We start from the raw sequence: 25,215 nt of genomic DNA on the forward strand, positions 1-25,215 counted from the left end.
GACGGGCGCCGGTGGACGCCCACAGGTCCGGCACGGGCGCCGACTGGTTGCCGACGCCTGCGACAGTTCCCCCCGCGGGCCTTCTTCGAACTCCGCCCGGGCCCCCTCCTGCCATGGATCGTAGAGGCGGCCCCCGACCAGTGTCCCGCACCCGGCTGTGGTCTCGGTCCGGCTCCTGGGAGGACGGACAGGACCGGTACAGGGTTGATACGTGCCACCTGCCTCCCGGAGCCGCCGTGGGCGCCCGCCGGAAAGGGATGTGAAGCCACCCTGTCCAGCGTGCTAATGTTCTGCATGTCGGAAGGCGCCGCACCGCAAGGAACGGAGCCGGAGGACACACCCAATGCGCGGGTGGCGGAATAGGCAGACGCGCTGGATTCAGGTTCCAGTGCCCGCAAGGGCGTGGGGGTTCAACTCCCCCCTCGCGCACCGGACGAGACGGTCGTCATCGGAAACGATGGCGGCCGTTTCGCGTTGTTCTGATTCTTCGTTCTGATTCTTTCCCTGTGTCGAGGCTCTCGTCTTTTCCCGCGTCCGGGGTTCTCCTGTGACGAAGGCCACGGTGGTGCGGCCGGCCGTCCCCCGCCGGAGGGTTGGGGCTGTCCACCTGCGTGGAGTTGTCCACAGGGTCTGACGTGTTTCGGCCACCGGCTGTACGGTCTGCACGACTTGATGTTCGTGTCGGTGCGGGCGCGTGGGCGGCCGCGAGTACGGGGGAGGCGGTCCGGGTGACCGAGTCCGGTGCGGAGCGACGGCTGCCGCGGGTGCGGGGGTTCGCCGAGTGGCCTGCCGCGGGATCGCCCAAGGACGAGGGCAAGGAACTGCGCGAGGTGGTGCCGCGCCGTGCCCACGCCGCCCTCGACCTCGACGCCGCCCGGCCCGACGCCGTGAGCGCGGTGCGGGAGTCCGGCCTCGGCCGCATCCCCGAGCTGACGCCGATCAGGGTCGGCAGGATGACCGCCACGCCCTTCGCCTTCCTGCGGGGCTCCGCGGGGCTGATGGCCCACGATCTGGCCCGTACGCCGATGACCGGGATCCGCGCCCAGATCTGCGGCGACGCCCACGCGGCGAACTTCGGGCTCTACGGCGACGCCCGCGGCGGCCTCGTCATCGACCTGAACGACTTCGACGAGACGGTCGTCGGCCCCTGGGAGTGGGACCTCAAGCGGCTCGCCGCCTCGCTGGTGCTGGCGGGCCGGGAGGCCGGCGCCGACGAGGACACCTGCCGTGCGGCCGCCCATGACGCGGCCGGCGCCTACCGGCGCACCCTGCGGCTGCTGGCCAAACTGCCGGCGCTGGACGCGTGGAACGCCATCGCGGACGAGGAGCTCGTCTCCCACACCGACGCCCATGACCTGCTCGGCACCCTGGAGCGGGTCATGGAGAAGGCCCGGGCCAACACCAGCGGGCGCTTCGCGGCCAGGTCGACCGAGCCGGCCCCCGACGGCGGACGCCGCTTCCTGGACGCCCCGCCGGTGCTGCGCCGGGTGCCGGACGCGGAGGCCGCCGCGGTGGCGGCGTCCCTGGGGGACTACCTGGGCACGCTCTCCGAGGACCGGCTGCCGCTGCTCGCCCGGTACGCCGTGCAGGACGTGGCGTTCCGCATAGTCGGCACCGGCAGTGTGGGCACGCGCTCCTATGTCGTACTGCTTCTCGACCATCGTGGGGAGTCCCTGGTCCTCCAGGTGAAGGAGGCCCGTCCGTCGGCGCTGCTGCCGCATCTGGCCGCGGCCGGCATCGAGGTGCCGCCGGTGGGGCACGAGGGGCGCCGGGTGGTGCTGGGGCAGAAGCGCATGCAGGTCGTCAGCGACATCCTGCTGGGCTGGACCTCCGTCGACGGGCGGGACTTCCAGGTCCGGCAGTTCCGCAACCGCAAGGGCAGCGTCGACCCGGCCGCGCTCGCCGCCGACCAGGTCGACGACTACGCCCGGATGACCGGCGCCCTGCTGGCCCGTGCCCACGCGCACAGCGCGGACCCCCGGCTGCTCGCCGGGTACTGCGGCAAGAACGAGGAGCTGGACGAGGCGATCGCCGCGTTCGCCGTCGCCTACGCCGACCGGACCGAGGCGGATCACGCGGAACTGGTCGCCGGTGTGCGGGCGGGGCGGATCGCGGCGGAGACCGGCGTGTGAGGGTGTGGGGTACTCGGGGCGGATTTCAGGATTCCGGAGGTCGTCGGGGCGTGGCCTACGCTGGGCGGGTGACTAGCTCGGAAGCTGAGCAGGGTGAGGGCGTGACCGGTGCGACCGGTGCGGCGCCCGAGGACGGTACGTCGGCGGCCGCAGCGGCCGAGGCGCCGGAGGGAACGGCCGCGGAGACGCCTTCGGCGGCGCCTTCCGGCGCTTCCGGTGTCTCCGGGGCTCCTGATGCCTCCGGGACTTCTGAGGCGCCGGGGGCTTTTGGGGCCTCGTCCTCCGGGGCGGCTTCGCCCGCGGCCGAGGCCGCGCCCGAGGACCGGCTGGAGCGGGCCGTGCGGGCGGCCGAGCAGGCGCTGATCGAGTTCGAGATCGCGGTGGAGACCTTCCGGATCGAGGTCGAGAACTTCTCGCGGCTCCACCACCAGCGGCTCGGCCCCGTGTACGCCCGGCTGGAGGAGCTGGACGCGCTGATAGCCGAGGTCAGGGCGGCCGGCACCGGTGACCCGGAGGATCTGCGCCGGGCCCGGGAGCTGCGCGCCCGGGTGCTGCCGATGCCCAGCGTCGAGGAGCTGTTCCACGGCTGGATGGACGGCGACGGGCTGTTCCCGGAGGCCGTGGCGATGCTCACCGAGCAGGCCGTGCAGCCCCCGCAGCGGGTGCGGCCGAGCGAGGAGGCCCGCAAGCTCTATCGCGAGCTGGCCCGCAGGGCCCATCCCGACCTCGCGCAGGAGGACGGCGAGCGCAAGCGGCGTGAGGAGTTCCTCACCCGTGTGAACACCGCCTACGCCCGGGGCGACGAGGCCCAGCTGCGTGAGCTGGCGCGGGAGTGGGAGGCCGGACCGGCCCCCGCGGAGCGTGGCCCGAGCCGCAGCGAGGAGCTCTACGCCCGCCTCGACTGGCTGGCCCGGCGCAAGGAGATGCTCGCCGTGATCGCCAAGGACCTGGAGGAGGGCGCGATCGGCTCGATGCTCCGGCTCGCGCCGGACGACCCCGACCGGCTTCTGGACGACATCGCCGAGCAGCTGCTGGCGGAGGTCGCCAAGCGGGAGGCGGAGCTGGCGGAGCTCCAGGGCCGCACGAGTCCCGAGGTCGGGTAGCGTCGGAGGCATGAATTTCGGAGGAGTGCCCACGGTCGAGGTCGCGGACCTCAAGGACGACGACTTCCTGCTGGACGTCCGCGAGCACGACGAGTGGCAGGCCGGCCACGCCGAAGGCGCGCTGCACATCCCCATCAGCGAGTTCGTGGCCCGCTACGGCGAGCTGACCGAGGCCGCGCCGCAGGACGGCCGTGTCCATGTGATCTGCCGGTCCGGCGGGCGTTCGGCCCAGGTCACCATGTACCTCGCCCAGCAGGGCATCGACGCGGTGAACGTCGACGGCGGCATGCAGGTGTGGGAGGCGGCGGGACGCCCCGTGGTGACGGACGAGGGCAAGCCCGGCTTCGTGCTGTGAGCCGGGCGGCTCAGCCGCCGAGCGGGTGGGCCGCCAGGAGATCGCCGAGCGTCTCCTCATGGGCCGCGGCGGGGCCGAGGGAGAGCTCCAGCTGCTTGGCCCAGGCGTGATAGCGGTGCAGGGGGTAGTCGGTGTCCGCGCCGAAGCCGCCGTGCAGATGCTGTGCCGTCTGGACGACGCGCCGCACGCCTTTCGCCGCCCAGATCTTCGCCACGGCCACATCGCCGTGCACGGGCAGCGCGCCCGCCGCTCCGGCGCCGATCCGCCAGGCCGCCTGCCACAGCGTGACCTCCATCGCGCGCAGGTCGATGTAACGGTCGGCGGCCTGCACGGCGACCGCCTGGAACGTGGCGAGCGGATGCCCGAACTGCTTCCGCCCGCCGGTGTACTCGGCCGTCATCCGCAGCACCCGCTCACCGAGCCCCAGCGCCAGCGCGCACGTCCCCGTGGCCAGCAGGTCCCGCAGCCGTTCCCACGCCCCGTCCGACCGTACGACGTACCGGTCCGCCAGCCGTGCCGATTCCAGGCGCAGTTCGCCGAGGCGCTCGCCCGTGGTGGAGATCTGCCCGGACAGGGCGGTGCCGGGGTGTCCGCGGGGAACCAGGGCGAGGACGGTGCGGTCGGTGCCGTCGCCGGCGGTGTGCGCGGGGACGAGGACGTGATCGGCGTCGAACGCCCAGGGCACCGCGGTCTGTACACCGTCCAGCACCCATTGCGGGCCGTCCCTGCGGGCGGTGACGGCCCGGTCGGCCGGGTCGTGCCCGGTGCGGCCGTGCGCGGCCACGGTCAGCACGGTCTCGCCGCGGCCCGTCCCGGCGAGCAGCTCCGACACCAGCTCCGGCTCGGCGTGGGCCTGGAGCACCGCCGCGGCGGCGCAGCTCTCCAGCAGGGGCACACGGGACAGCGTCCGGGCGGACTCGCGCAGCACCAGACACAGGGCGACCGCGTCCAGGCCCGCGCCGCCGTGCTCCGGGGCGAGCAGCAGGCTCAGCAGGTCCGCCGCGGCGAGCCTCGCCCACAGCTCCCTGTCGAAGCCCTCGGCGACGGCGCCCTGGGTGAGCGCGGGGCTGGGCACGGAGTCGGGCGCGACGTCGGCGAACACCCCGCGCGCCGCCTCGGCGGCCGCCTGCTGCTCCTCGGTGAAGGTGAAGTCCACGGTCCCGTCCTCCCGACGACTCCGCCGGTCCGGCGGGGCCGCCGGACCTGACGGGGCGTCAAGATAGAACAGGTTCTAGAAGAAGGGAATGCTGCCGCCGGACCGGCTCCCGCCTCCCGGCCGTCCGCCGGGGTGGGGCCGGTCAGGCGGCGCGGCCGGTCAGCGGTCGAAGTCCAGTTCCACCTTCTCCGTCACCGGGTGGGACTGGCAGGCCAGGACGTAGCCGGCCTCCGTCTCCTCCGGTTCCAGCGCGAAGTTGCGGTCCATGCGGATCTCGCCGGAGACGAGGAAGGCCCGGCAGGTGCCGCAGACGCCGCCCTTGCAGGCGTACGGCGCGTCGGGGCGGTTGCGCAGCACCGTGTCCAGCAGGGACTCCCCGTCCTGCACCGGCCAGGTGCCGCCGCGGCCGTCGAGCCGGGCGGTGACGCTGCTGTGCGCGGGGGCGTCGGTACGGGCCCGGACCGACGCCTGCGCGTCGACGTGGAAGATCTCCTCGTGGACCCGGGTGCGGGGCACGCCCAGGCCGTTCAGGGCCTGCTCGGCGCCCTGCACCAGACCGTAGGGCCCGCACAGGAACCAGCCCGCGACCTCCGCCACCGGGAGCAGCGACGGCAGCAGCCCGGTCAGCCGCTCCCGGTCGAGCCGTCCGGAGGGCAGTCCGGCCTGCTGCTCCTCCCGGGAGAGGACCGTGACCAGCTGCAACCGCTCGGGGTAGCGGTCCTTGAGGTCCGCGACCTCCTCCAGGAACATCGTCGACGCCGTCGTACGGTCGCTGCGTATCAGGCAGAACCGGGCTTCCGGTTCGCGTGCCAGCAGCGTGGAGACGATCGAGAGCACCGGGGTGATCCCGCTGCCGCCGACGACCGCCGCGTACAGCCCGGGGGCCGGGTCGAGGGTGAAGCGGCCGGCCGGGGTCATGACCTCCAGCTCGTCGCCCGGGTTCACCTCTTTCAGCGCGTACGTCGAGAAGGCGCCGCCGTCCACCAGGCGTACGCCGACGCGCAGGGTGCGGGGGCCGTCGCCGCCGGGCTCGGGGGCGGGGGCGCAGATCGAGTACGTCCGCCGGAGCTCGGTGCCGTCGGCCTGTCGTCGCAGCGCCAGGTGCTGGCCGGGGGCGTAGCGGTACGCCTCGCGCAGTTCCGGCGGCACGGTGAGGGTGAGGGCCACGGAGTCGTCGGTGAGCCGGTCGACCGCGGCCACCGGGAGCGTGTGGAAGCGGGCCATCACAACTCCTTGAAGTGGTCGAAGGGTTCACGGCAGGACAGGCAGCGGCGCAGGGCCTTGCAGGCCGTGGAGGAGAAGCGGGTGAGCAGCTCGGTGTCGGCGGAGCCGCAGTGCGGGCAGGCCACGGGCTCCGGCCGGTCCGTGGCGGGGACGGCCGTGCGGGTCGGGCCGAGCGTCAGGGCCACCGGCTCGTGGTCGTGGCTTACACGCGGGGGCGCGATGCCGAACTCCCGCAGTTTGCGGCGGCCTTCGGCCGATATGTCGTCCGTGGACCAGGCGGGCGAGAGCACCGTACGGACGGTGACCTCGCGCACCCCGTGCTCGTGCAGGGCGCGTTCGATGTCCGCGGACATCGTCTCCAGCGCGGGGCATCCGGTGTAGGTCGGGGTCAGTTCGACCTCGACCGTGTCCGCGCCGTGCACGTGCACCGCGCGCAGGACGCCCAGTTCCTCCAGGGTGAGCACCGGCAGTTCGGGGTCGGGCACCGAACCGGCGACGGCGAGCAGCTCCGCCTCCAGCGGGGTGACGGTCACCATGACGCCCCCGGGTGGCTGCGGTGCAGGTGCTGCATCTCGGCGAGCATGCGGCCGAACGACTCGGTGTGCAGGCCCTCGCGGCCGGCTCCGGCCGCCCAGGCGCCGGTGCGCGGTCCCTCGGGGACGGTCAGGGTGGCCCGCCGCAGCACCTCGTGCACGGAGTCGAGCCAGGCCGCCTCCAGCGCCTCGGTGTCCACGTCGACCCCCGGCACCGGACGGAACATCTCGCCGGTGAACCGCCAGAGCGCCTCGCAGGCACGCTGCATGCGTTCATGGCTGGTGCCGGTGCCGTCGCCCAGGCGCAGGGTCCACTGCTCGGCGTGGTCGCGGTGGTAGGCGACCTCCTTGACCGCCTTCGCGGCGAGGGGCGCGAACGGGCCGTTCCCCGCGGCCAGTTCCGCGTACAGCAGGTGCTGGTAGGTGGAGAAGTACAGCTGGCGGGCGATCGTGTGGGCGAAGTCCCCGTTGGGCTGTTCCACCAGCTGGAGGTTGCTGAAGGCGCGCTCCTCGCGCAGATAGGCCAGCTCGTCCTCGTCGCCGGCCAGCGACAGCAGCACACGGGCCTGGCCGAGCAGGTCCAGCGCGATGTTGGCGAGGGCGACCTCCTCCTCCAGGACGGGGGCGTGGCCGGCCCACTCGCCGAGGCGGTGGGAGAGCACCAGGGCGTCGTCGCCGAGGGCGAGGGCCGCCGCGGCGGGGGCGGTCGTCGTCGTGTCGGGCGTGGTCACAGGTGCTTCACCCCCTCCGGGATGTCGTAGAACGTGGGGTGCCGGTACGGCTTGTCGGCGCTGGGCTCGAAGAAGGAGTCCTTCTCGTCCGGCGAGGACGCGGTGATCGCGGAGGACGGCACCACCCAGATCGAGACGCCTTCGCCGCGCCGGGTGTACAGATCACGGGCGTTGCGCAGGGCGAACTCCGCGTCCGGTGCGTGCAGGCTGCCCGCGTGGGTGTGGGACAGGCCGCGGCGCGAGCGCACGAAGACCTCCCACAGGGGCCAGTCGGTGGTGCTCATGCGTGCGCCTCCTCGCGCTCACCGGTGTGCTTGGTGCTGTGCTTGGCCGCGTAGGCGGCGGCCGCCTCGCGTACCCAGGCGCCCTCTTCGTGGGCCCGCCTGCGCTGGTTGATCCGCTGGTCGTTGCACGGGCCGTTGCCCTTGAGGACGTCCCAGAACTCCGTCCAGTCGATCGCGCCGAAGTCGTGGTGCCCCCGCTCCTCGTTCCACTTCAGGTCCGGGTCGGGCAGGGTCAGACCCAGGGACTCGGCCTGGGGGACGCAGATGTCGACGAAGCGCTGGCGCAGCTCGTCGTTCGAGTGGCGCTTGATCTTCCACTCCATCGACTGGGCGGAGTGCTGCGACTCGTCGTCCGGCGGGCCGAACATCATCAGCGACGGCCACCACCAGCGGTCCACCGCGTCCTGGGCCATCGCGTGCTGCTCGGGAGTGCCGTTGCTCAGGGCCAGCAGCAGCTCGTACCCCTGGCGCTGGTGGAAGGACTCCTCCTTGCAGACGCGGATCATCGCGCGTGCGTACGGTCCGTAGGAGCAACGGCACAGCGGCACCTGGTTGGTGATCGCGGCGCCGTCCACCAGCCAGCCGATCGCGCCGACGTCGGCCCAGGTCAGGGTGGGGTAGTTGAAGATCGACGAGTACTTCTGGCGGCCGCTGTGCAGCTTGTCGAGCAGCTCGTCGCGGCTGGTGCCGAGGGTCTCCGCGGCGCTGTACAGGTACAGCCCGTGGCCCGCCTCGTCCTGGACCTTCGCCATCAGGATCGCCTTGCGGCGCAGCGAGGGCGCGCGGGTGATCCAGTTGGCCTCCGGCTGCATGCCGATGATCTCGGAGTGCGCGTGCTGCGCGATCTGGCGTACGAGGGTCGCGCGGTAGGCGTCCGGCATCCAGTCGCGCGGCTCGATGCGCTCGTCGGCCTCCACGGCGGCGTCGAACACACGCTGGTACGCCTCGGCGTCGGTGTCGTCCGTGCCTGGGCGCGCCGGTGTGCGGGCCGTCTGGTGCGCGGCTGCTGTAGCCATGAGGTCCCCCTCGACCACGGGCTCTGCGGTGAGCTTGTCCCGACCGATCGTTCGGTCCGTGCGATTCCATGGTGGGACGGGCGCCGTATGGTGTCAACCGTTGTGGATGACCGGCACGGCTCGGCCCGTCGGCCTTCGGGGGGCCGCGGCTGCCGGAAGGGGCTGTGCCGGGCGGGTGGGGCTGAGTACCGTTCCGCGTGCGAGCGGCGGGCCCGTCGGCGGCTTGCCGGACCGACCGGGGCGACCGGACCGGCCGACCGGACCGACCGGGCGGGGCGACCGACGGGGTCGACGGCACATCGAAAGCACTAGGACATCGGGGTATCGGGGCGTGAACTGCACGCAGGGGCCAGACGACGCGGACGACGGGTGCACCGGCGCCCGGAGCGAGCCGCCGCCGGATCCTGCGGACGCGCCTCGGCAGAGGGACGCGCGGGAGCCGGGGGCCGGGGCTGCGGACGAGGGCGCAGGAGCCGGGGTCGGGCCCGGGGGCGAGGCCGCTCGGGAGCCTGCCAGGGCCGAGGCCGGGCCTGTGGGCGGGGCCGCCCAGGCCGAGGGCAAGGTTGTGCGGGAAGGCGCCGAGAGCGGGGCCGGGGCTGCGGACGAGGGCACCGGAGCCGGAGCCGGGGTCGAGGCTGCTCGGGAGCGTGCCGGGGCCGGGGCCGAGAGGGGCGAGGCCGAGGGCGCCGGGGCCGGGGCTGTTCCGGAGGGCCTCGGGGCCGGCGTCGAGTCTGTGCGCGAGGGTGCCGTGCCCGGGGCCGCGCCCCGTGGCGAGGCGGCCACGGTGTCCGGCGGTGAGTCCGTGGACGGGGGCGTGGATGCCGTCTCCGGGGGCGGGTCCGCGGAGAGGGACGCCGTGCCCGGGGCCGCCGTGCCCGGGGCCGGTGCCGCCGGGGCCGGTTCCGTGAGAGAGGAGGTCCCGGAGGCCGGGGCCGGGCCTGCCGGATCGGAGGGTGTGCCTGCCGGATCGGAGGGTGTGCCTGTCGGATCGGAGGGTGTGCTCGCCGGATCGGAGGGTGTGCCTGCCGGATCGGAGGGTGTGCCTGCCGGATCGGAGGGTGTGCCTGCCGGATCGGAGGGTGTGCCTGCCGGACCGGAAGGTGTGCTCGCCGAGCCCGTCCGGCGCGTCTCCCTGCCTCTCTTCGCACCTCGGTCGCCCGTCCTGGGCGTCCCCTCCCCCCGTGAGGGGGCCCGTACCGGGATCGCCGCCCTGTCGCCCAGGTATCAGGTCGGAGTGGCGCTGGCGCTCGCCGTCGTCGCGGTCGCCGTCTGCGTCCACGTCGGCATGGTGTTTCTGCACGTCGCCCCGTCGAACACGGTTTCGAAGCGGCATGCGAAGACGATCGACGAATGGGTGTACCCGGAGTTCGAGCAGAACTGGAAGCTGTTCGCGCCCAACCCGCTCCAGCAGAACATCACCGTGCAGGTGCGTGCCCAGATCGGGTCGCCCGACGGCAGCCGGCGCACCACGGCCTGGCAGGATCTGTCGGCCCAGGACGGCCGGGCGATCGACGGGAACCCGCTGCCGAGCCACACGCAGCAGAACGAGCTGCGCCGGGCCTGGGACTTCTTCCTGGCCACGCACGACGCCGACAACCGGGCGTCCGGGATGCGCGGCCTGCTCGCCGAGTCGTATCTGCGCCGTATCGGGGTGCTGCGCCTGGACCGGGCGGGCGTGGTCGGCCCGGGCGCGGTCGTCGAGCGGCTCCAGATGCGCTCGCGCACCGCCAACGTGGCGCCGCCGGAGTGGAGCGAGGAGAAGGTGCCGCTGGAGCCGGTGCACCGGGTGCTGCCCTGGTGGACGGTGTCCCGGGACGAGGCCGAGGGGGTCGAGGGATGAACCGCTTCTCCTTCGCGGTCTCCGGCGCCATCGCCCGGATCACGGAGAGGGCCCTGGGCCCGTACCAGACCGCCGTCGTCCGGATCGGCTTCGCCTCGACCTGGCTGCTGTTCCTGCTGCGCGAGTTCCCCCACCGTCATGAGCTGTACGGCCCGGACGGCCCCTGGAGCTGGGAGCTGGGGCAGCAGCTGCTCGGCCTCAACCACGCGTTCACCGTGCTGATGTGGTCGGACAGCCGGTTCTGGTTCGAGTCGGTGTACCTGCTTGCCGCCCTCTCCGCCGCCCTGCTGATGCTGGGCTGGCGCACCCGGACGATGTCCGTGCTGTTCATGGTCGGTGTGCTGTCGCTCCAGAACCGCAGCGTCCTCGTGGGCGACGGCGGCGACAACGTCCTGCACCTGATGAGCATCTACCTGGTGTTCACCCGCTGCGGCCGGGTGTGGTCGCTGGACGCCCGCCGGGAGCGGCGCCGGGCGGCGGCACACGCGCGGGGCGAGCGGGTGCCGGACCGGGCCGGGCCGGTGCTGTGGGGCCTGTCCGGGCTGGTGCTCCTCGCCTCCACCCTGGCCGCGAAGCTCGGCGAGGACTGGCTGCTGAAGGCGACCGATTCCGACGAGACGGGCGTGGCGCGGCTGACGTGGACGTTCGCGGAGTCGGCGGTCAACGGGCCCGGGATGGTGCCGGCGCTGCTGTGGGCCGCGTGGGCGGCGCAGGGGCTGTGGTGGTGGGTCCGCCGCCGGGCCGGGAACCCTCAGCCGCGCATCCTGCTCGATGTGGTGGCGAACGTCCTGCACAACGCCGCACTGCTGGTGATCATGGTCGAGGCGTGCCTGATCTACGCCACGGCCGGCTGGTACAAGATCCAGGGTTCGCGCTGGCAGGACGGCACGGCCGTCTACTACCCGCTGCACCTCGACTACTTCTCGCCGTGGCCGGCGCTCGGGGACCTGCTGTCCGCGAGCGGCACCCTGGTGATGCTCGTGACGTACGGGACCGTGCTCGTGCAGGTGGCCTTCCCGTTCACGCTGCTCAACCGGCGGGTCAAGAACGTCCTGCTCGCAGCAATGATCACGGAGCATGTCGTGATCGCCGTGGTGCTGGGGCTGCCGTTCTTCTCCCTGGCCATGATCGCGGCGGACGCGGTGTTCCTGCCCACCGCGTTCCTGCGCCGGCTGGGCGCGCTCGTGGCACGCGCGCGTGGACGGCTGCTTCCGCGCCGGGAGCGCTCCGCGCCGTCCGGGGCGCGGGTCCCGGAGCCCCGTGAGCACACGCAGCACACCGGTTCCGCGCGCACGTAGGCTTCGCGGCATGAACGACCTCGTGGACGACCCCGTCGGTGTCTGGCGCCGTGCGGCGGCAGGTGCCGACGCCTGCGTCCTGCTCGACGGCTTCCACGCCCTCAAGCACGCGCTGCGCTTCGGCGCCGAGGTCCCGGTCGCGGTCACCGCCGACCGGGACGCCGCGCTCGCCCTGGCCGACGAACTGGCGCCCGACGTGCGCCCGGCGCTCCAGGCGCTGCTGGCGGAGGTGCCGCAGGCGACGTACGCGTCGCTGGTGCCGCGGCCGCACCCCACGGCGGTGGCCGCGCTCGCGCTGCGGCCCTCCCGCGGGAGCAGCCTGGCGCGGCTCGCCGGGGCCTCGCGCACCGCCCCGGTCGTGGTGCTCGACAACCCGCGCAACCTCGGCAACGCGGGCGCGGTGATCCGTCTGGCGGCCGGGTTCGGGGCGACCGGTGTGGTCACCACCGGCACGCTCGACCCCTGGCATCCCACGGTGGTGCGGGGCGGGGCGGGGCTGCACTTCGCGACCACCGTGGAGCGGCTGGAGCCGGCCGAGCTGCCCGCCGGGCCGCTGTTCGCGCTCGACCCGGACGGCGACGACATCCGGGGTGTCCGGATCCCGGACGACGCCGTCCTCGCCTTCGGCTCCGAGCGCACCGGGCTGTCGGCCGGGCTGCGCGCGCGGGCCGACCACCTGGTGGCGCTGCCGATGCGCCCCCAGGTCTCCAGCTACAACCTCGCGACCAGCGTGGCCATGACGCTGTACCACTGGAGCCTGGGCGGCGCCCACGACAGGCTCTAGGCCGGCCTGCGGACCTCGATGACGCGGAACCGGCCGGCCACGAACGCCCCGTCGCACAGGGCGGCGTTGGCCGCCGGGTTGCCGCCGGAGCCGTGGAAGTCGGAGAAGGCGGCGGTCTGGTTGACGTACACCCCGCCGGTGAGGTTCAGGGACAGCTGGGCGGCCTCCTCCAGGCACACCTCCTGCACGGCCTGCTCGACCTCGGAGTCGGTGGTGTAGGCGCCGACCGTCATCGCGCCCTTCTCGCGCACGGTGCGCCGCAGCAGCTCCACCGCGTCGGCGGCGGAGTCGACCGCGACGGCGAAGGAGACCGGCCCGAAGCACTCGCTCATGTAGGCGGCCTCGTCGTCCGGCTTGGCGCCGTCCAGCTTCACGATCACCGGCGTGCGCACGACCGCGCCCGGGAACTCCGGGTTGGCGACCTCGCGCGAGGCCAGCGCGACCTCGCCGAGCCCGGCGGCGGCCTCCAGACGGGCCTTGACGTCCGGGTTGACGACCGCGCCCAGCAGCGCGTTCGCGCGGGCGTCGTCGCCGAGCAGGCCGTCCACCGCGCGGGCGAGGTCGGCGGTGACCTCGTCGTAGGACTTCGGGCCCTCGTCGGTGCGGATGCCGTCGCGGGGGATCAGCAGGTTCTGCGGGGTGGTGCACATCTGGCCGCTGTACAGCGACAGCGAGAACGCCAGGTTGGACAGCATGCCCTTGTAGTCGTCCGTGGAGTCCACGACGACCGTGTTGACGCCGGCCTTCTCGGTGTAGACCTGCGCCTGGCGGGCGTGGGTCTCCAGCCAGTCGCCGAAGGCCGTGGAGCCGGTGTAGTCGATGACCCGGATCTCGGGGCGGGTGGCGAGGGCCTTGGCGACGCCCTCGCCGGGGCGCTCGGCGGCCAGGGCCACGAGGTTCGCGTCGAAGCCCGCCTCCGCGAGGACCTCGCGCGCGACCTGCACGGTCAGGGCGAGCGGCAGCACCGCGCGCGGGTGGGGCTTGACCAGGACGGCGTTGCCGGTGGCGAGGGACGCGAACAGGCCCGGGTAGCCGTTCCACGTCGGGAAGGTGTTGCAGCCGATGACCAGGCCGATGCCGCGCGGGACGGGTGTGAACTGCTTGGTGAGCGCGAGCGGGTCGCGCTTGCCCTGGGGCTTGGTCCACTCGGCGGTGTCGGGGGTGCGCGCCTGCTCCGCGTACGCGTACGTCACGGCCTCCAGGCCGCGGTCCTGCGCGTGGGGGCCGCCCGCCTGGAACGCCATCATGAACGCCTGGCCGGAGGTGTGCATGACCGCGTGCGCGAACTCGTGCGTCCGGTCGCTGATCCGCTTGAGGATCTCCATGCAGACCACGGCCCGCAGCTCCGCGCCCGCGTCCCGCCAGGCGCGCTGTCCGGCCTTCATGGCGGCCAGCAGGACGTCGACGTCGGCGTGCGGATAGCTGACACCCAGCTCGATGCCGTACGGGGAGACCTCGCCGCCCACCCAGTCGTCGGTGCCGGGCTGGCCGAGGTCGAGGCGGCTGCCGAGGAGGGCGTCGAAGGCGGCCTTGCCCGCGGCCGCGTCCAGGCTGCCGTTCTCGCCGTACGCCTTGGGGTGCTCGGGGTGCGGGGACCAGTACGCGCGGGTGCGGATCGCCTCCAGCGCCTGGTCGAGGGCGGGCCGGTGGCGGGCGATCAGCTCGTGCGCGGTGAGTTCGGCGGCCATGCGGGACCAACTCCTAGTCTCTGAGCTCTTCCTTGAGCTCGTCGGCCTGACAGAAACATGGGCAGGTTCAGGCAGTCAGAGTTAGAGTAACCGAACGATCGGTCGGTTCAAGGGGGTCCGCCGCATCTGTGGAAAACCCCGTGCGGGAGGATCGCGTCCATGACAGCACTCGACCTCAGCAGCCCCGTGGCAGTCGTCGGCACCGGCACCATGGGCCAGGGCATCGCCCAGGTCGCGCTTCTCGCCGGCCATCCCGTACGCCTGTACGACACCGCGCCCGGACGGGCCCGGGACGCGGCGGGCGCGATCGGCGCCCGGCTGGACCGGCTCGTCGAGAAGGACCGGCTCGCCGCCGCCGCCCGGGACGCCGCCCGCGCCCGTCTGGAGCCCGTCGAGGACCTCACCGGCCTCGCCGACTGCACGCTGGTCGTCGAGGCGGTCCTGGAACGGCTCGACGTCAAGCAGGAGCTGTTCCGCGCGCTGGAGGACGTCGTCTCCGACGACTGCCTGCTCGCGACCAACACCTCGTCCCTGTCCGTCACCGCCATCGGCGGCGCCCTGCGCAACCCCGGCCGTTTCGTGGGCCTGCACTTCTTCAACCCCGCACCGCTGCTGCCGCTGGTCGAGGTCGTCTCCGGGTTCGCCACCGACGTCTCCTCGGCCACGCGCGCGTACGAGACCGCCCGCGCCTGGGGCAAGACCCCGGTCGCCTGCGCCGACACCCCCGGCTTCATCGTCAACCGCATCGCCCGGCCCTTCTACGCCGAGGCGTTCGCCGTCTACGAGGCACAGGGCGCAGACCCCGCCACCATCGACGCCGTGCTGCGCGAGTCGGGCGGTTTCCGCATGGGCGCGTTCGAGCTGACCGACCTGATCGGACAGGACGTCAACGAGTCCGTCACCCACTCCGTGTGGCAGTCCTTCTTCCAGGACGTGCGCTTCACGCCCTCGCTGTCCCAGCGGCGTCTGGTGGAGTCCGGCCGCCTCGGCCGCAAGAGCGGGCACGGCTGGTACGACCACGCCGAGGACGCCGAGCGTCCCGAGCCGCACACCGCGGAGGAGGCCCGGCCGCCCGCCTACGTCGTCGCGGAGGGCGATCTGGGCCCCGCCTCCGAGCTGCTCGCGCTGATCCGCGAGGCGGGCATCCAGGTGCGCGAGGAGGAAGAGGATCACGGCACCCGTCTGGTGCTGCCCGGCGGAGGCCAGCTGGCGCTCGCCGACGGCCAGACCTCGGTGGAGTTCCGTGACGTCGTCTACTTCGACCTCGCCCTGGACTACCGCCGGGCCGGCCGGATCGCCCTGTCCGCCTCCCAGGACACCTCCGCACAGACCCTCACCGAGGCCATCGGCCTGTTCCAGGCGCTCGGCAAGAAGGTCAGTGTCATCGGGGACGTGCCCGGCATGATCGTCGCCCGTACGGTCGCCCGGATCGTGGACCTCGCGCACGACGCCGTCGCCAAGGGCGTGGCCACCGAGGAGGACGTCGACACCGCGATGCGGCTGGGCGTCAACTACCCCCTCGGCCCCTTCGAGTGGAGCCGCCGGCTCGGCCGGAACTGGGCGTACGCCCTGCTGGACGACCTGCATCTGCGGGACCCCTCCGGCCGCTACGCGCCCTCCCTCGCGCTGTACCGCCACGCGTACGCCTCCGGCAAGCGGGAGGGGAGCACCTCATGACCACCGCCAAGCGCGACACGTACACCCCCGAGACGCTGCTGTCGGTCGCCGTCCAGGTCTTCAACGAACGCGGCTACGACGGCACGTCCATGGAGCACCTGTCCAAGGCGGCCGGCATCTCCAAGTCGTCGATCTACCACCATGTCGCAGGCAAGGAGGAGCTGCTGCGCCGCGCGGTGAGCCGGGCGCTGGACGGGCTCTTCGGGATCCTGGAGGAGGAGCACGCGCGCGGGGGGCGTGCCGCCGACCGGCTGCGGTACGTCGTACGGCGCATGGTCGAGGTGCTCATCGCCGAACTGCCGTACGTGACGCTGCTGCTGCGGGTGCGCGGCAACACCGCCACCGAGCGCTGGGCGCTGGAACGGCGGCGCGAGTTCGACCACCGGGTCGCCGAGCTGCTGAAGGCGGCCGCCGCGGACGGGGACGTGCGCGGTGACGTGGAGGTGCGGCTCGCCACCCGGCTGGTCTTCGGGATGATCAACTCGATCGTCGAGTGGTACCGCCCCGACGGCCGCGGCATGAGCGAGCGCGAAGTGGGCGAGGCGGTGGCCCGGCTGGTCTTCGGGGGCCTGGGCGGGACCGGCTGACACCGGCGGCGGACCGGGACCGGCTGACACCGGCGGCGGACCGGGACCGGCTGACACCGGCGGCGGACCGGGACCGGCTGACACCGGCGGCGGACCGGGACCGGCGGGGGACCGGCCGGCCCGGCGCTCGCGCTATCCCTGCGGCTCCAGGTCCTCCTCCTCGAACACCAGCAGCGTGCGGCTGCTGAGGACCTCCGGGATGGCCTGGAGGCGGGTGAGCACCAGTTCGCGCAGGGCCCGGTTGTCGGAGACGTGCACCAGCAGCAGGACGTCGAAGTCGCCGCCCACCAGGGCGATGTGGGCGGCACCGGGCAGCCGGCGCAGCTGCTCGCGCACGGTGCGCCAGGAGTTCTGGACGATCTTCAGGGTGATGTACGCCGACGTGCCCTGGCCCGCGCGCTCATGGTGGACGCGCGCCCCGAAGCCCCGGATCACACCGTCCTCGACGAGACGGTTGATGCGGGCGTAGGCGTTGGCCCGCGAGACATGGACCCGCTCGGCCACGGACCGGACGGAGGCGCGTCCGTCGGCCTGGAGCATGCGCAGGATGTCCTGATCTATGGCGTCCAGCGGACGCGGCGCCGATGACGCGGCACCGGCCTCCGGTCCCTCGGCCATTTGTTCAGGTGCCATGTCCCCCCGCTTCCCTGCCGTGGACGTACTGCATCCATCTCAGGCTGTGGAGAACCGTTTGTCCACAGCCTGGTGCCGCCTGTAGCCAAAATGTGCCGGCGACCGAACAATCGGTAGGTGAGGCGCATCACAGGAGCTGCGCCTCCTAGCCGCTCCCACGAGGAGGTGCCGTCATGACGGTCATGGAGCAGCGGGACGGGTATCGGCCGTCGCCGCCGCCCGCCTGGCAGCCCCGCACCGACCCCGCGCCGTTGCTGCCCGACCCGGAGCCCTACCGCGTCCTCGGCACCGAGGCTGCCGCCAAGGCCGACCCGCAGCTGCTGCGCCGGCTCTACGCGCAGCTGGTGCGCGGCCGCCGCTACAACGTCCAGGCCACCGCGCTCACCAAGCAGGGCCGGCTCGCCGTCTACCCCTCCAGCACCGGCCAGGAGGCGTGCGAGGTCGCCGCCGCGCTCGCCCTGGAGGACCGCGACTGGCTCTTCCCCAGCTACCGCGACACCCTCGCGGCGGTCGCCCGGGGCGTGGATCCCGTCGACGCGCTCACCCTGCTGCGCGGCGACTGGCACACCGGTTACGACCCGCACGAGCACCGTGTGGCCCCCCTGTGCACCCCGCTCGCCACCCAGCTCCCGCACGCCGTCGGCCTCGCCCACGCCGCCCGCCTCAAGGGCGACGACGTCGTGGCGCTCGCCATGGTCGGCGACGGCGGCACCAGCGAGGGCGACTTCCACGAGGCGCTGAACTTCGCCGCCGTGTGGCAGGCCCCGGTCGTCTTCCTCGTCCAGAACAACGGCTTCGCCATCTCCGTCCCGCTCGCCAAGCAGACCGCGGCTCCCTCCCTGGCCCACAAGGCCGTCGGGTACGGCATGCCGGGCCGCCTGGTCGACGGCAACGACGTCGCCGCGGTCCACGAGGTCCTCAGCGACGCCGTGCGCCACGCGCGCGCGGGCGGCGGCCCGACCCTCGTGGAGGCGGTGACCTACCGGATCGACGCCCACACCAACGCCGACGACGCCACCCGCTACCGCGGTGACGCGGAGGTCGAGGCATGGCGCGACCACGACCCGATCCTGCTTCTCGAACGGGAGCTCACCGCGCGCGGCCTGCTCGACGAGCAGGCGGTCCAGGCCGCCCGCGAGGACGCCGAGACCATGGCCGCCGCCCTGCGCGAGCGCATGAACCAGGACCCGGTGCTCGACCCGATGGACCTGTTCTCCCACGTCTACGCCGAACCCACCCCCCAGCTGCGCGAGCAGCGGGAGCAGCTGCAGGCCGAGTTCGAGGCCGCACAGGCCCAGGAAGGTGCGCAGCCATGACCACCGTCGCGGTGAAGCCCGCCACCATGGCGCAGGCCCTCACGCGCGCGATGCGCGACGCCATGGCCGCCGACCCGTCCGTGCACGTCATGGGCGAGGACGTCGGCACCCTCGGCGGTGTCTTCCGCGTCACCGACGGCCTGGCCAAGGAGTTCGGCGAGGACCGCTGCACCGACACCCCGCTGGCCGAGGCCGGCATCCTCGGCACGGCCGTCGGCATGGCGATGTACGGCCTGCGCCCGGTCGTGGAGATGCAGTTCGACGCCTTCGCCTACCCGGCGTTCGAGCAGCTCATCTCGCACGTCGCCCGCATGCGCAACCGCACCCGCGGCCGGATGCCGCTCCCGATCACCATCCGCGTCCCCTACGGCGGCGGCATCGGCGGGGTCGAGCACCACAGCGACTCCTCCGAGGCGTACTACATGGCGACTCCGGGGCTCCATGTCGTCACGCCCGCCACCGTCGCCGACGCCTACGGCCTGCTGCGCGCGTCCATCGCCTCCGACGACCCGGTCGTCTTCCTGGAGCCCAAGCGGCTGTACTGGTCGAAGGACTCCTGGAACCCGCAGGAGCCGCAGAGCGTTGAGCCGATAGGCCGCGCGGTGGTGCGGCGCCCGGGCCGGAGCGCCACACTCATCACGTACGGTCCGTCCGTGCCCGTCTGCCTCGAAGCCGCCGAGGCGGCACAGGCCGAGGGGTGGGACCTCGAAGTCGTCGACCTGCGCTCGCTGGTGCCGTTCGACGACGAGACGGTCTGCGCCTCGGTGCGGCGGACCGGACGGGCGGTCGTCGTGCACGAGTCGGGCGGGTTCGGCGGACCGGGAGGGGAGATCGCGGCCCGGGTCACGGAGCGCTGCTTCCACCATCTGGAGGCGCCGGTGCTGCGGGTGGCCGGGTTCGACATCCCCTATCCGCCGCCGATGCTGGAGAAGCACCACCTGCCCGGCGTCGACCGGATCCTGGACGCCGTGGCGCGTCTGCAATGGGAGGCCGAGAGCTGATGGCACAGGTGCTGGAGTTCAAGCTCCCCGACCTCGGGGAGGGGCTCACCGAGGCGGAGATCGTCCGCTGGCTGGTGGAGGTCGGTGACGTCGTCGCCATCGACCAGCCGGTCGTCGAGGTCGAGACGGCCAAGGCGATGGTCGAGGTGCCCTGCCCCTACGGCGGTGTGGTCACCGCCCGCTTCGGCGAGGAGGGCACCGAACTGCCCGTCGGGGCGCCGCTGCTGACGGTCGCCGTCGGCGCGGACGCCTCCGACGCCCTGGCCGGCGGGCCGGACGGGGCCGCGGGTGAGCGGCCGGCGGGTGCCGGTCCGGCCGCGGACACGACCCGGGGCACCGGCTCGGGTCCGGGCACCGGCTCCACGGCGGGCCCGCGCTCCGGCAACGGCTCCGGCTCGGGTCCCGGCTCGGGCGAGGGGTCGGGCAACGTCCTCGTGGGCTACGGCACGAGCGCGCCTTTGGAGCGACGCCGCAGGGTCCGCCGCCCGGTCGTCCCGGTGGCCTCGACGGCCGCCGCGACCGCGCCCTCCGGGACCTTCGCGAACGCCGCTCCCACGGCCCCGGCCGCGCCCGGCGAGGGCCCGCTGCCCGTGATCTCGCCGCTCGTGCGCCGCCTCGCCCGCGAGAACAACCTCGATCTGCGGGAGCTGACGGGCTCCGGCCCCGAGGGTCTGATCATGCGGGCGGACGTGGAGTACGCGCTGCGGGCGGCCGCCGTGCAGGCCCGGCCCGGCCGGCCGGTGACCGAGCCCCACCCGCGTGTGGCCTCCGCGCCCGCCACGGCCCCGCTCTCGGCCCCGGCGAGCGCTCCTTCGGCACCGATCCGTTCCTCCGCCGCCGTCCACGGCGAGGTGCGCGTCCCCCTCAAGGGCATCCGCGGCGCGGTCGCCGACAAGCTCTCGCGCAGCCGGCGCGAGATCCCGGACGCGACCTGCTGGGTGGACGCCGACGCCACGGAGCTCATGCGGGCACGCACCGCCATGAACGCGGCCGGCGGGCCGAAGATCTCCCTGCTCGCCCTGCTGGCCCGGATCTGCACGGCCGCGCTCGCCCGGTTCCCCGAGCTCAACTCCACGGTCGACCTGGAGGCCCGCGAGATCGTCCGGTTCGACCAGGTCCACCTCGGCTTCGCCGCCCAGACCGACCGCGGTCTGGTCGTGCCCGTGGTGCGTGACGCCCACGCGCGCGACGCCGAGGGACTGACCGCCGAGTTCGCACGGCTCACCGAGGCGTCCCGGACCGGCGCGCTCACGCCCGCGGACCTGACCGGCGGCACCTTCACGCTGAACAACTACGGCGTGTTCGGCGTCGACGGATCCACTCCGATCATCAACCACCCCGAGGCCGCCATGCTCGGTGTGGGCCGCATCGTGCCCAAGCCGTGGGTGCACGAGGGCGAGCTGGCCGTGCGGCAGGTGGTGCAGCTCTCGCTCACCTTCGACCACCGGGTGTGCGACGGAGGCACCGCGGGCGGCTTCCTGCGGTACGTGGCGGACTGCGTCGAACAGCCGGCGGTGCTGCTGCGCACGCTCTGAGCGACCGCGGCACACGAGACGGAGCCCTGCCGGGCGTGTTCCGGCAGGGCTCCGCCGTTCTCGCGCACCGCGCAGGGCCGCATACTCAGGAGGTGACCGAGAACGCGCCTGCCGAGCCCGGGTACGACGCCGTCGTGCTGGCCGGTGGTGCCGCGCGGCGGCTCGGCGGCACCGACAAGCCCGGCGTGCGCGTGGGCGGACGGGCCCTGCTCGACCGGGTGCTGGCCGCCTGCGCCGACGCCCGCACCACCGTCGTCGTCGCCGATCCGCGCCCCACGGCCCGGGCCGTGCGCTGGACACGCGAGGAACCCGCCGGCGGGGGACCGCTGGCCGCGCTGGACGCCGGACTGCGCCACAGCGGCGCGCCCCATGTGATCGTGCTCTCCGCCGACCTGCCCTTCCTGCGGGAGGGCACGGTCCGGCGGCTGCTGGCCGCCCTGCGCGCGGACACCGCCGACGGGGTGCTGCTCACCGACGCCGACGGACGCGACCAGCCGCTCGTGGCGGCCTACCGGGCGGCCGCCCTGCGGCGCGGACTGACCGCACTCACCGCCGAGCACGGCTCCCTGACCGGTCTTCCGCTGCGCCGGCTCACCGGGGGACTCGTTCTCACCCGCCTCACCGACCCCGTCGCGGCCTTCGACTGCGACACCTGGGACGACATCGCCATCGCCCGAGCACGCATCAGGGAGCATGAGCACGTGTTGGATGAATGGATCTCCGCAGTCAAGGACGAGCTGGGCATCGACCTGGACGTCGACACCGGCGCCCTGCTCGACCTGGCCCGGGACGCCGCGCACGGAGTGGCCCGGCCCGCCGCGCCCCTGACGACCTTCCTGGTCGGCTATGCCGCCGCCCGCGCCGAAGGCGGTCCCGAGGCGGTCGCCGAGGCATGCCGCAGGGCCGCCGCCCTGGCGCAGCGCTGGGCCCAGGAGGACACCGGCGACGCGAAGCCCGACGCCGCCCCCGGCACGAGCCCGGACGCCGGATGACCGCCCGGGGCCTGGGACGGGACGCCGACGACCTCGACGTCGAGGAGGCCCTCGCCCTGGTGAAGCGGCCGGCCGGCACCGAGACCGCCGTGCCGCAGCCGTCCGCCGGGGCCGCGCCGCGTGCGGCGGAACGGCATCACGCCACGCCCTGGCCCGAGGCCCGTGCGATCGCCGCCCGCGCGAGCCGCGGGGCCCGGCGCCGCCCGCCCGTCGCGGTGTCCCTCGACGCGGCTCTCGGCCTCGTCCTGGCCGAGCCGCTGACCGCCCGGACCGACCTGCCCTCGTTCGACACGTCCGCCATGGACGGCTGGGCGGTCGCCGGACCGGGCCCGTGGAGGGTGCGGGACGAGGGCGTGCTGGCCGGACACGGCGAGTCCGTCCGGCTCGACGACGGAGAGGCCGCCCGGATCGCCACCGGAGCCCGGATCCCCCCGGACACCACCGCCGTACTGCGCAGCGAGCACGGCCGCACCGACGACAAGGGCCGTCTGCATCCGCTCCGTGATGTCGCCCACGGCCAGGACATCCGCCCGCGCGGCCAGGAGTGCCGCAGCGGGGACCACCTCCTGCCCCCGGCGACCCTGGTGACCCCGGCCGTCCTCGGGCTGGCCGCGGCAGCCGGCTACGACACGCTCGCCGTCGTCCCGCGCCCGCGCGTCGAGGTGCTCGTCCTGGGTGACGAACTGCTCACCGAGGGCCTGCCGCACGGCGGTCTGATCCGGGACGCGCTCGGCCCGATGCTGCCGCCCTGGCTGCGTGCACTGGGCGCCGAGGTCGTCGCCGTGCGACGGCTGGGTGACGACGCCGAGGCCCTGTACAAGGCCGTGAGCGGAAGTGACGCCGACCTGGTGGTCACCACCGGCGGCACCGCGGCGGGACCCGTCGACCACGTCCATCCCACCCTGCGCCGCATCGGTGCGGAACTCCTGGTCGACGGGGTGAAGGTGCGCCCCGGTCATCCGATGCTGCTGGCCCGCACCAAGGAGGACCAGTACCTCGTCGGTCTGCCCGGCAACCCCCTCGCGGCCGTCTCCGGCCTGCTCACCCTGGCCGAGCCGCTGCTGCGCACGCTCGCCGCCCGCCCTGTCCCGGAGCCGTACGGGCTGCCGCTGCGGGACGCGGTGCAGGGGCATCCGCACGACACCCGGCTGGTCCCCGTCGCCGTGCGCACCGGCCACGCGATGCCGCTGCACTACAACGGCCCGGCGATGCTGCGCGGTGTCGCGGCGGCCGACGCCCTGGCCGTCGTACCGCCCGGCGGGGCAGTCAAGGGGCAGGACGCGGAGCTGATCGAACTGCCCTGGACGTCGGCCGGGAGCGGTGCCTGTTTCACGTGAAACAGGGTTGAGTGTGCGCGTTTCATGTGAAACGCCGCCAACAGGGTGCGTTTCACGTGAAACAGGGGCCCCGGTGAGGATCTACTCCTCCGTCTCCACCACCACATGGCGCACGGTGACGACCCGGTCGCCCGGCCGGAGCGTTCCGACCTGGTCGTCGCTGTAGTCCAGCACCTTCCGGTCGCGGACGACGGCCATGACCAGCTCGGTGCAGTCGCGCGGGTTCTTCCCCGCCTCGGCCTGCGTCACCGGGCGTTCGACCAGGTCGAGTCCGGCACCCAGGGTCATCAGGTCCTCCAGAGTGCGGGCCACGACCGGGCTGACCATGGAGACGCCGAGCAGACGGCCGGCGGAGCTGGAGCTGGTGACGACGGTGTCCGCGCCGCTCTGCCGCAGCAGCGGCACGTTCTCGTCCTCCCGTGCGGCCGCGACGATGGTGGCGTGCCGGTTCAGCTGGCGGACGGTCAGGGTGATCAGGGCCGCGGTGTCGTCGCGCTGCGGGGCGACGATGACCCGGGAGGCGGTCTGGGCCTCGGCCTTCAGCAGGGTCTCGGACCGGGTGGCGTCACCGCTGATCGAGACCAGGCCGTCGTCGCCTGCGGCGGTCACCGCCTTGCGCTGGGAGTCCACGACCACGATGCGTGCCTTGTCCACGCCCTGCCCGATCAGGGTCCGCACGGCGTGGCGCCCCTTGGTGCCGTAGCCGACGACCACGATGTGGTCCCTGATCCGGCTCCGCCAGCGGTGGACACGGACCTGCTGCCGGGTGCGCTCGGTGAGGGCCTCCAGGGTGGTGCCGACCAGGATGATCAGGAAGACCACGCGCAGCGGCGTGATGACGAAGATGTTCACCAGCCGCGCGCCGTCACTGGCCGGGGTGATGTCGCCGTAGCCCGTGGTGGAGAGGGTGACGGTGGCGTAGTAGGCGGAGTCGAGGAAGGTGACGGTGCCGTCGGAGTTGTCGTTGTAGCCGGAGTGGTCGGCGTAGACGATCAGGGTGGTGAGGACGAGCACCCCGAGGGCCAGCATCAGACGCCGCAGAACCTGCTGGAGCGGATGCAGGGAGCTGCGGGTGGGCATCTCGATGGACCGGCCCGCCTCGGCGTCGTCACGGGCCTCCCGGTGCGAGCGGTACCAGAGGTAGCGCAGCACGGAGGTCTTGGCCGGTCTGGTCGCGGTCTTCTCGTCCTGCCTCATTGCCCTGCCCCACGGTCGTGATCGGAAGACGTCGGCACCATGGTCGCGGGCGAGTGCGCGCACCATGGTTCAGTACGTCCGACCCATCGAATCACCCGCTGCACTGGAGGCCCCGTGCGTGACCACACCGTCGTCGTCGGATTCGGTACGAAGGGGCGCACGGCGCTTCGGACAGTCTGCGGCGCGGGACTGAAGAAGGACCAGGTCGTGGTGATCGACCCCAGTGCCAAGGCGATGACCGCGGCGGCCGTGGAGGGCTTCGAGGCGGTGGCCGGGGACGCCACGCGCAGCGATGTGCTGCGCCAGGCCGAGGTGCAGCGCGCGGGGAAGATCATCGTCGCGACCCAGCGGGACGACACGGCCGTGCTGGTCGTGCTCACCGCCCGCCAGCTCAACCCGTCGGCGAAGATCGTGGCCGCGGTCGCCGAGGAGGAGAACGCCCCGCTGCTGCGGCAGTCCGGCGCGGACGAGGTCGTCACCGGCGCGAGCGCCGCCGGACGGCTTCTCGGGCTGTCCGTGCTCACGCCCGCCGCCGGTCTGGTCATGGAGGACCTGATGCGCCAGGGCAGCGGCCTCGACATGGTCGAGAGGCCGGTCACCAAGGCGGAGACGGGCCGCGGACCGCGCGATCTCGACGACCTGGTCGTCAGCGTCGTACGGGGCCATCGGGTGCTGGCGTACGACGATCCGGCCGTCGGCGTGCTGGAGCCGATGGACCGGATCGTGTCGATCGTGCGGCGGGAGGGCAACGGCACCGGCAGGTGAGGTGCTGCGCCGCTGCCGTCCCGGGGTGCCG

Annotated in this window: 23 protein-coding genes and 1 tRNA gene; 15 read left to right on the forward strand and 9 right to left on the reverse strand. The window is 73.4% G+C overall.

Going from position 1 to position 25,215, the window contains the following annotated elements; genetic code table 11:
* Positions 1-345 precede the first annotated feature (345 nt).
* The 4 genes from ACIQGV_RS11680 to ACIQGV_RS11695 all read left to right on the forward strand — a co-directional run bounded on the left by ACIQGV_RS11680 (position 346) and on the right by ACIQGV_RS11695 (position 3,590).
* Positions 346-429: transfer RNA gene (locus tag ACIQGV_RS11680), tRNA-Leu, on the forward strand.
* A 299-nt stretch (positions 430-728) separates the two neighbouring features.
* A complete protein-coding gene (locus ACIQGV_RS11685) occupies positions 729-2,132 on the forward strand; it encodes a DUF2252 domain-containing protein (protein WP_402493390.1) in 1,404 nt (467 codons plus the stop codon).
* Positions 2,133-2,200: 68 nt separating this feature from the next.
* Entirely contained in the window at positions 2,201-3,235 is a 1,035-nt protein-coding gene (locus ACIQGV_RS11690) for a hypothetical protein (RefSeq protein ID WP_402493391.1), read from the forward strand.
* A gap of 25 nt (positions 3,236-3,260) precedes the next feature.
* Positions 3,261-3,590, forward strand: coding sequence for a rhodanese-like domain-containing protein (locus ACIQGV_RS11695; protein ID WP_402494105.1), 330 nt, complete (start codon positions 3,261-3,263; stop codon positions 3,588-3,590).
* Between the two features lie 10 nt (positions 3,591-3,600).
* On the opposite strand, the gene ACIQGV_RS11700 is transcribed toward ACIQGV_RS11695, so the two are convergent.
* The 6 genes from ACIQGV_RS11700 to paaA form a co-directional block, all read right to left on the reverse strand.
* Positions 3,601-4,746 (reverse strand): acyl-CoA dehydrogenase family protein, encoded by a 1,146-nt coding sequence (locus ACIQGV_RS11700; protein ID WP_402493393.1) that lies wholly within the window; start codon positions 4,744-4,746, stop codon positions 3,601-3,603.
* Between the two features lie 159 nt (positions 4,747-4,905).
* Positions 4,906-5,970 carry a 2Fe-2S iron-sulfur cluster-binding protein gene (locus ACIQGV_RS11705; protein WP_402493394.1) on the reverse strand — a complete coding sequence of 355 codons (1,065 nt, stop codon included), beginning with the start codon at positions 5,968-5,970 and terminating at the stop codon, positions 4,906-4,908.
* Positions 5,970-6,506, reverse strand: coding sequence for a 1,2-phenylacetyl-CoA epoxidase subunit PaaD (gene paaD / locus ACIQGV_RS11710; protein WP_402493396.1), 537 nt, complete (start codon positions 6,504-6,506; stop codon positions 5,970-5,972). Before paaD ends, ACIQGV_RS11705 begins: the two co-directional genes overlap by 1 nt.
* Positions 6,500-7,234, reverse strand: coding sequence for a 1,2-phenylacetyl-CoA epoxidase subunit PaaC (gene paaC / locus ACIQGV_RS11715; protein ID WP_402493398.1), 735 nt, complete (start codon positions 7,232-7,234; stop codon positions 6,500-6,502). Before paaC ends, paaD begins: the two co-directional genes overlap by 7 nt.
* The gene (paaB, locus tag ACIQGV_RS11720; protein ID WP_402493400.1) at positions 7,231-7,518 is read right to left on the reverse strand and encodes a 1,2-phenylacetyl-CoA epoxidase subunit PaaB; all 288 of its coding nucleotides are present in this window, start codon (positions 7,516-7,518) and stop codon (positions 7,231-7,233) included. Before paaB ends, paaC begins: the two co-directional genes overlap by 4 nt.
* Positions 7,515-8,534, reverse strand: a complete 1,020-nt coding sequence (gene paaA, locus ACIQGV_RS11725; RefSeq protein WP_402493402.1) for a 1,2-phenylacetyl-CoA epoxidase subunit PaaA — start codon at positions 8,532-8,534, stop codon at positions 7,515-7,517. The genes paaB and paaA overlap by 4 nt, the downstream gene beginning before the upstream one ends.
* Before the next feature lie 1,081 nt (positions 8,535-9,615).
* Between paaA and ACIQGV_RS11730 the strand changes: the two genes are divergently transcribed.
* The 3 genes from ACIQGV_RS11730 to ACIQGV_RS11740 are packed head-to-tail and all read left to right on the forward strand — an operon-like array spanning position 9,616 to position 12,456.
* Complete coding sequence (locus ACIQGV_RS11730) at positions 9,616-10,374, forward strand: DUF5819 family protein (RefSeq protein WP_402493404.1); 759 nt, start codon at positions 9,616-9,618, stop codon at positions 10,372-10,374.
* Positions 10,371-11,672, forward strand: a complete 1,302-nt coding sequence (locus tag ACIQGV_RS11735; RefSeq protein ID WP_402493405.1) for an HTTM domain-containing protein — start codon at positions 10,371-10,373, stop codon at positions 11,670-11,672. The genes ACIQGV_RS11730 and ACIQGV_RS11735 overlap by 4 nt, the downstream gene beginning before the upstream one ends.
* A 10-nt stretch (positions 11,673-11,682) precedes the next feature.
* On the forward strand, positions 11,683-12,456 hold the full coding sequence (locus tag ACIQGV_RS11740) for a TrmH family RNA methyltransferase (protein ID WP_402493407.1): 774 nt from the start codon (positions 11,683-11,685) through the stop codon (positions 12,454-12,456).
* Here ACIQGV_RS11740 and paaN read toward each other — a convergent pair.
* Entirely contained in the window at positions 12,453-14,144 is a 1,692-nt protein-coding gene (gene paaN / locus ACIQGV_RS11745; protein WP_402493409.1) for a phenylacetic acid degradation protein PaaN, read from the reverse strand. The genes ACIQGV_RS11740 and paaN overlap by 4 nt on opposite strands.
* 159 nt (positions 14,145-14,303) lie before the next feature.
* On the opposite strand from paaN, the gene ACIQGV_RS11750 reads away from it, so the two are divergent.
* The gene (locus ACIQGV_RS11750; protein WP_402493411.1) at positions 14,304-15,821 is read left to right on the forward strand and encodes a 3-hydroxyacyl-CoA dehydrogenase; all 1,518 of its coding nucleotides are present in this window, start codon (positions 14,304-14,306) and stop codon (positions 15,819-15,821) included.
* Positions 15,818-16,408 (forward strand): TetR/AcrR family transcriptional regulator, encoded by a 591-nt coding sequence (locus tag ACIQGV_RS11755; protein WP_402493413.1) that lies wholly within the window; start codon positions 15,818-15,820, stop codon positions 16,406-16,408. The genes ACIQGV_RS11750 and ACIQGV_RS11755 overlap by 4 nt, the downstream gene beginning before the upstream one ends.
* A 132-nt stretch (positions 16,409-16,540) precedes the next feature.
* Here ACIQGV_RS11755 and ACIQGV_RS11760 read toward each other — a convergent pair whose 3' ends face one another.
* The gene (locus ACIQGV_RS11760; protein ID WP_402494107.1) at positions 16,541-17,026 is read right to left on the reverse strand and encodes an Lrp/AsnC family transcriptional regulator; all 486 of its coding nucleotides are present in this window, start codon (positions 17,024-17,026) and stop codon (positions 16,541-16,543) included.
* Positions 17,027-17,214: 188 nt separating this feature from the next.
* Between ACIQGV_RS11760 and pdhA the strand changes: the two genes are divergently transcribed.
* From pdhA to ACIQGV_RS11785, 5 genes are all read left to right on the forward strand, one after another.
* Entirely contained in the window at positions 17,215-18,357 is a 1,143-nt protein-coding gene (gene pdhA, locus ACIQGV_RS11765) for a pyruvate dehydrogenase (acetyl-transferring) E1 component subunit alpha (RefSeq protein WP_402493415.1), read from the forward strand.
* Positions 18,354-19,358, forward strand: a complete 1,005-nt coding sequence (locus tag ACIQGV_RS11770; RefSeq protein ID WP_402493417.1) for an alpha-ketoacid dehydrogenase subunit beta — start codon at positions 18,354-18,356, stop codon at positions 19,356-19,358. The genes pdhA and ACIQGV_RS11770 overlap by 4 nt, the downstream gene beginning before the upstream one ends.
* Positions 19,358-20,893, forward strand: coding sequence for a dihydrolipoamide acetyltransferase family protein (locus ACIQGV_RS11775; protein ID WP_402493419.1), 1,536 nt, complete (start codon positions 19,358-19,360; stop codon positions 20,891-20,893). The genes ACIQGV_RS11770 and ACIQGV_RS11775 overlap by 1 nt, the downstream gene beginning before the upstream one ends.
* A gap of 92 nt (positions 20,894-20,985) precedes the next feature.
* Positions 20,986-21,885, forward strand: coding sequence for an NTP transferase domain-containing protein (locus ACIQGV_RS11780; RefSeq protein ID WP_402493421.1), 900 nt, complete (start codon positions 20,986-20,988; stop codon positions 21,883-21,885).
* The gene (locus ACIQGV_RS11785) at positions 21,882-23,222 is read left to right on the forward strand and encodes a molybdopterin molybdotransferase MoeA (RefSeq protein ID WP_402493423.1); all 1,341 of its coding nucleotides are present in this window, start codon (positions 21,882-21,884) and stop codon (positions 23,220-23,222) included. The genes ACIQGV_RS11780 and ACIQGV_RS11785 overlap by 4 nt, the downstream gene beginning before the upstream one ends.
* Positions 23,223-23,303: 81 nt before the next feature.
* Here the strand turns inward: ACIQGV_RS11785 and ACIQGV_RS11790 are convergent, their stop codons facing one another.
* Positions 23,304-24,419 (reverse strand): potassium channel family protein, encoded by a 1,116-nt coding sequence (locus ACIQGV_RS11790; RefSeq protein ID WP_402493425.1) that lies wholly within the window; start codon positions 24,417-24,419, stop codon positions 23,304-23,306.
* A gap of 114 nt (positions 24,420-24,533) precedes the next feature.
* Here ACIQGV_RS11790 and ACIQGV_RS11795 point away from each other — a divergent pair, with 114 nt between their 5' ends.
* Positions 24,534-25,184: a potassium channel family protein gene (locus tag ACIQGV_RS11795; protein ID WP_402493427.1), complete on the forward strand. Its 651-nt coding sequence runs from the start codon at positions 24,534-24,536 to the stop codon at positions 25,182-25,184.
* The last annotated feature ends 31 nt before the right edge of the window (positions 25,185-25,215 follow it).

The organism is Streptomyces sp. NPDC093094 (assembly GCF_044754345.1).
In the GTDB taxonomy this organism is placed as follows: domain Bacteria; phylum Actinomycetota; class Actinomycetes; order Streptomycetales; family Streptomycetaceae; genus Streptomyces.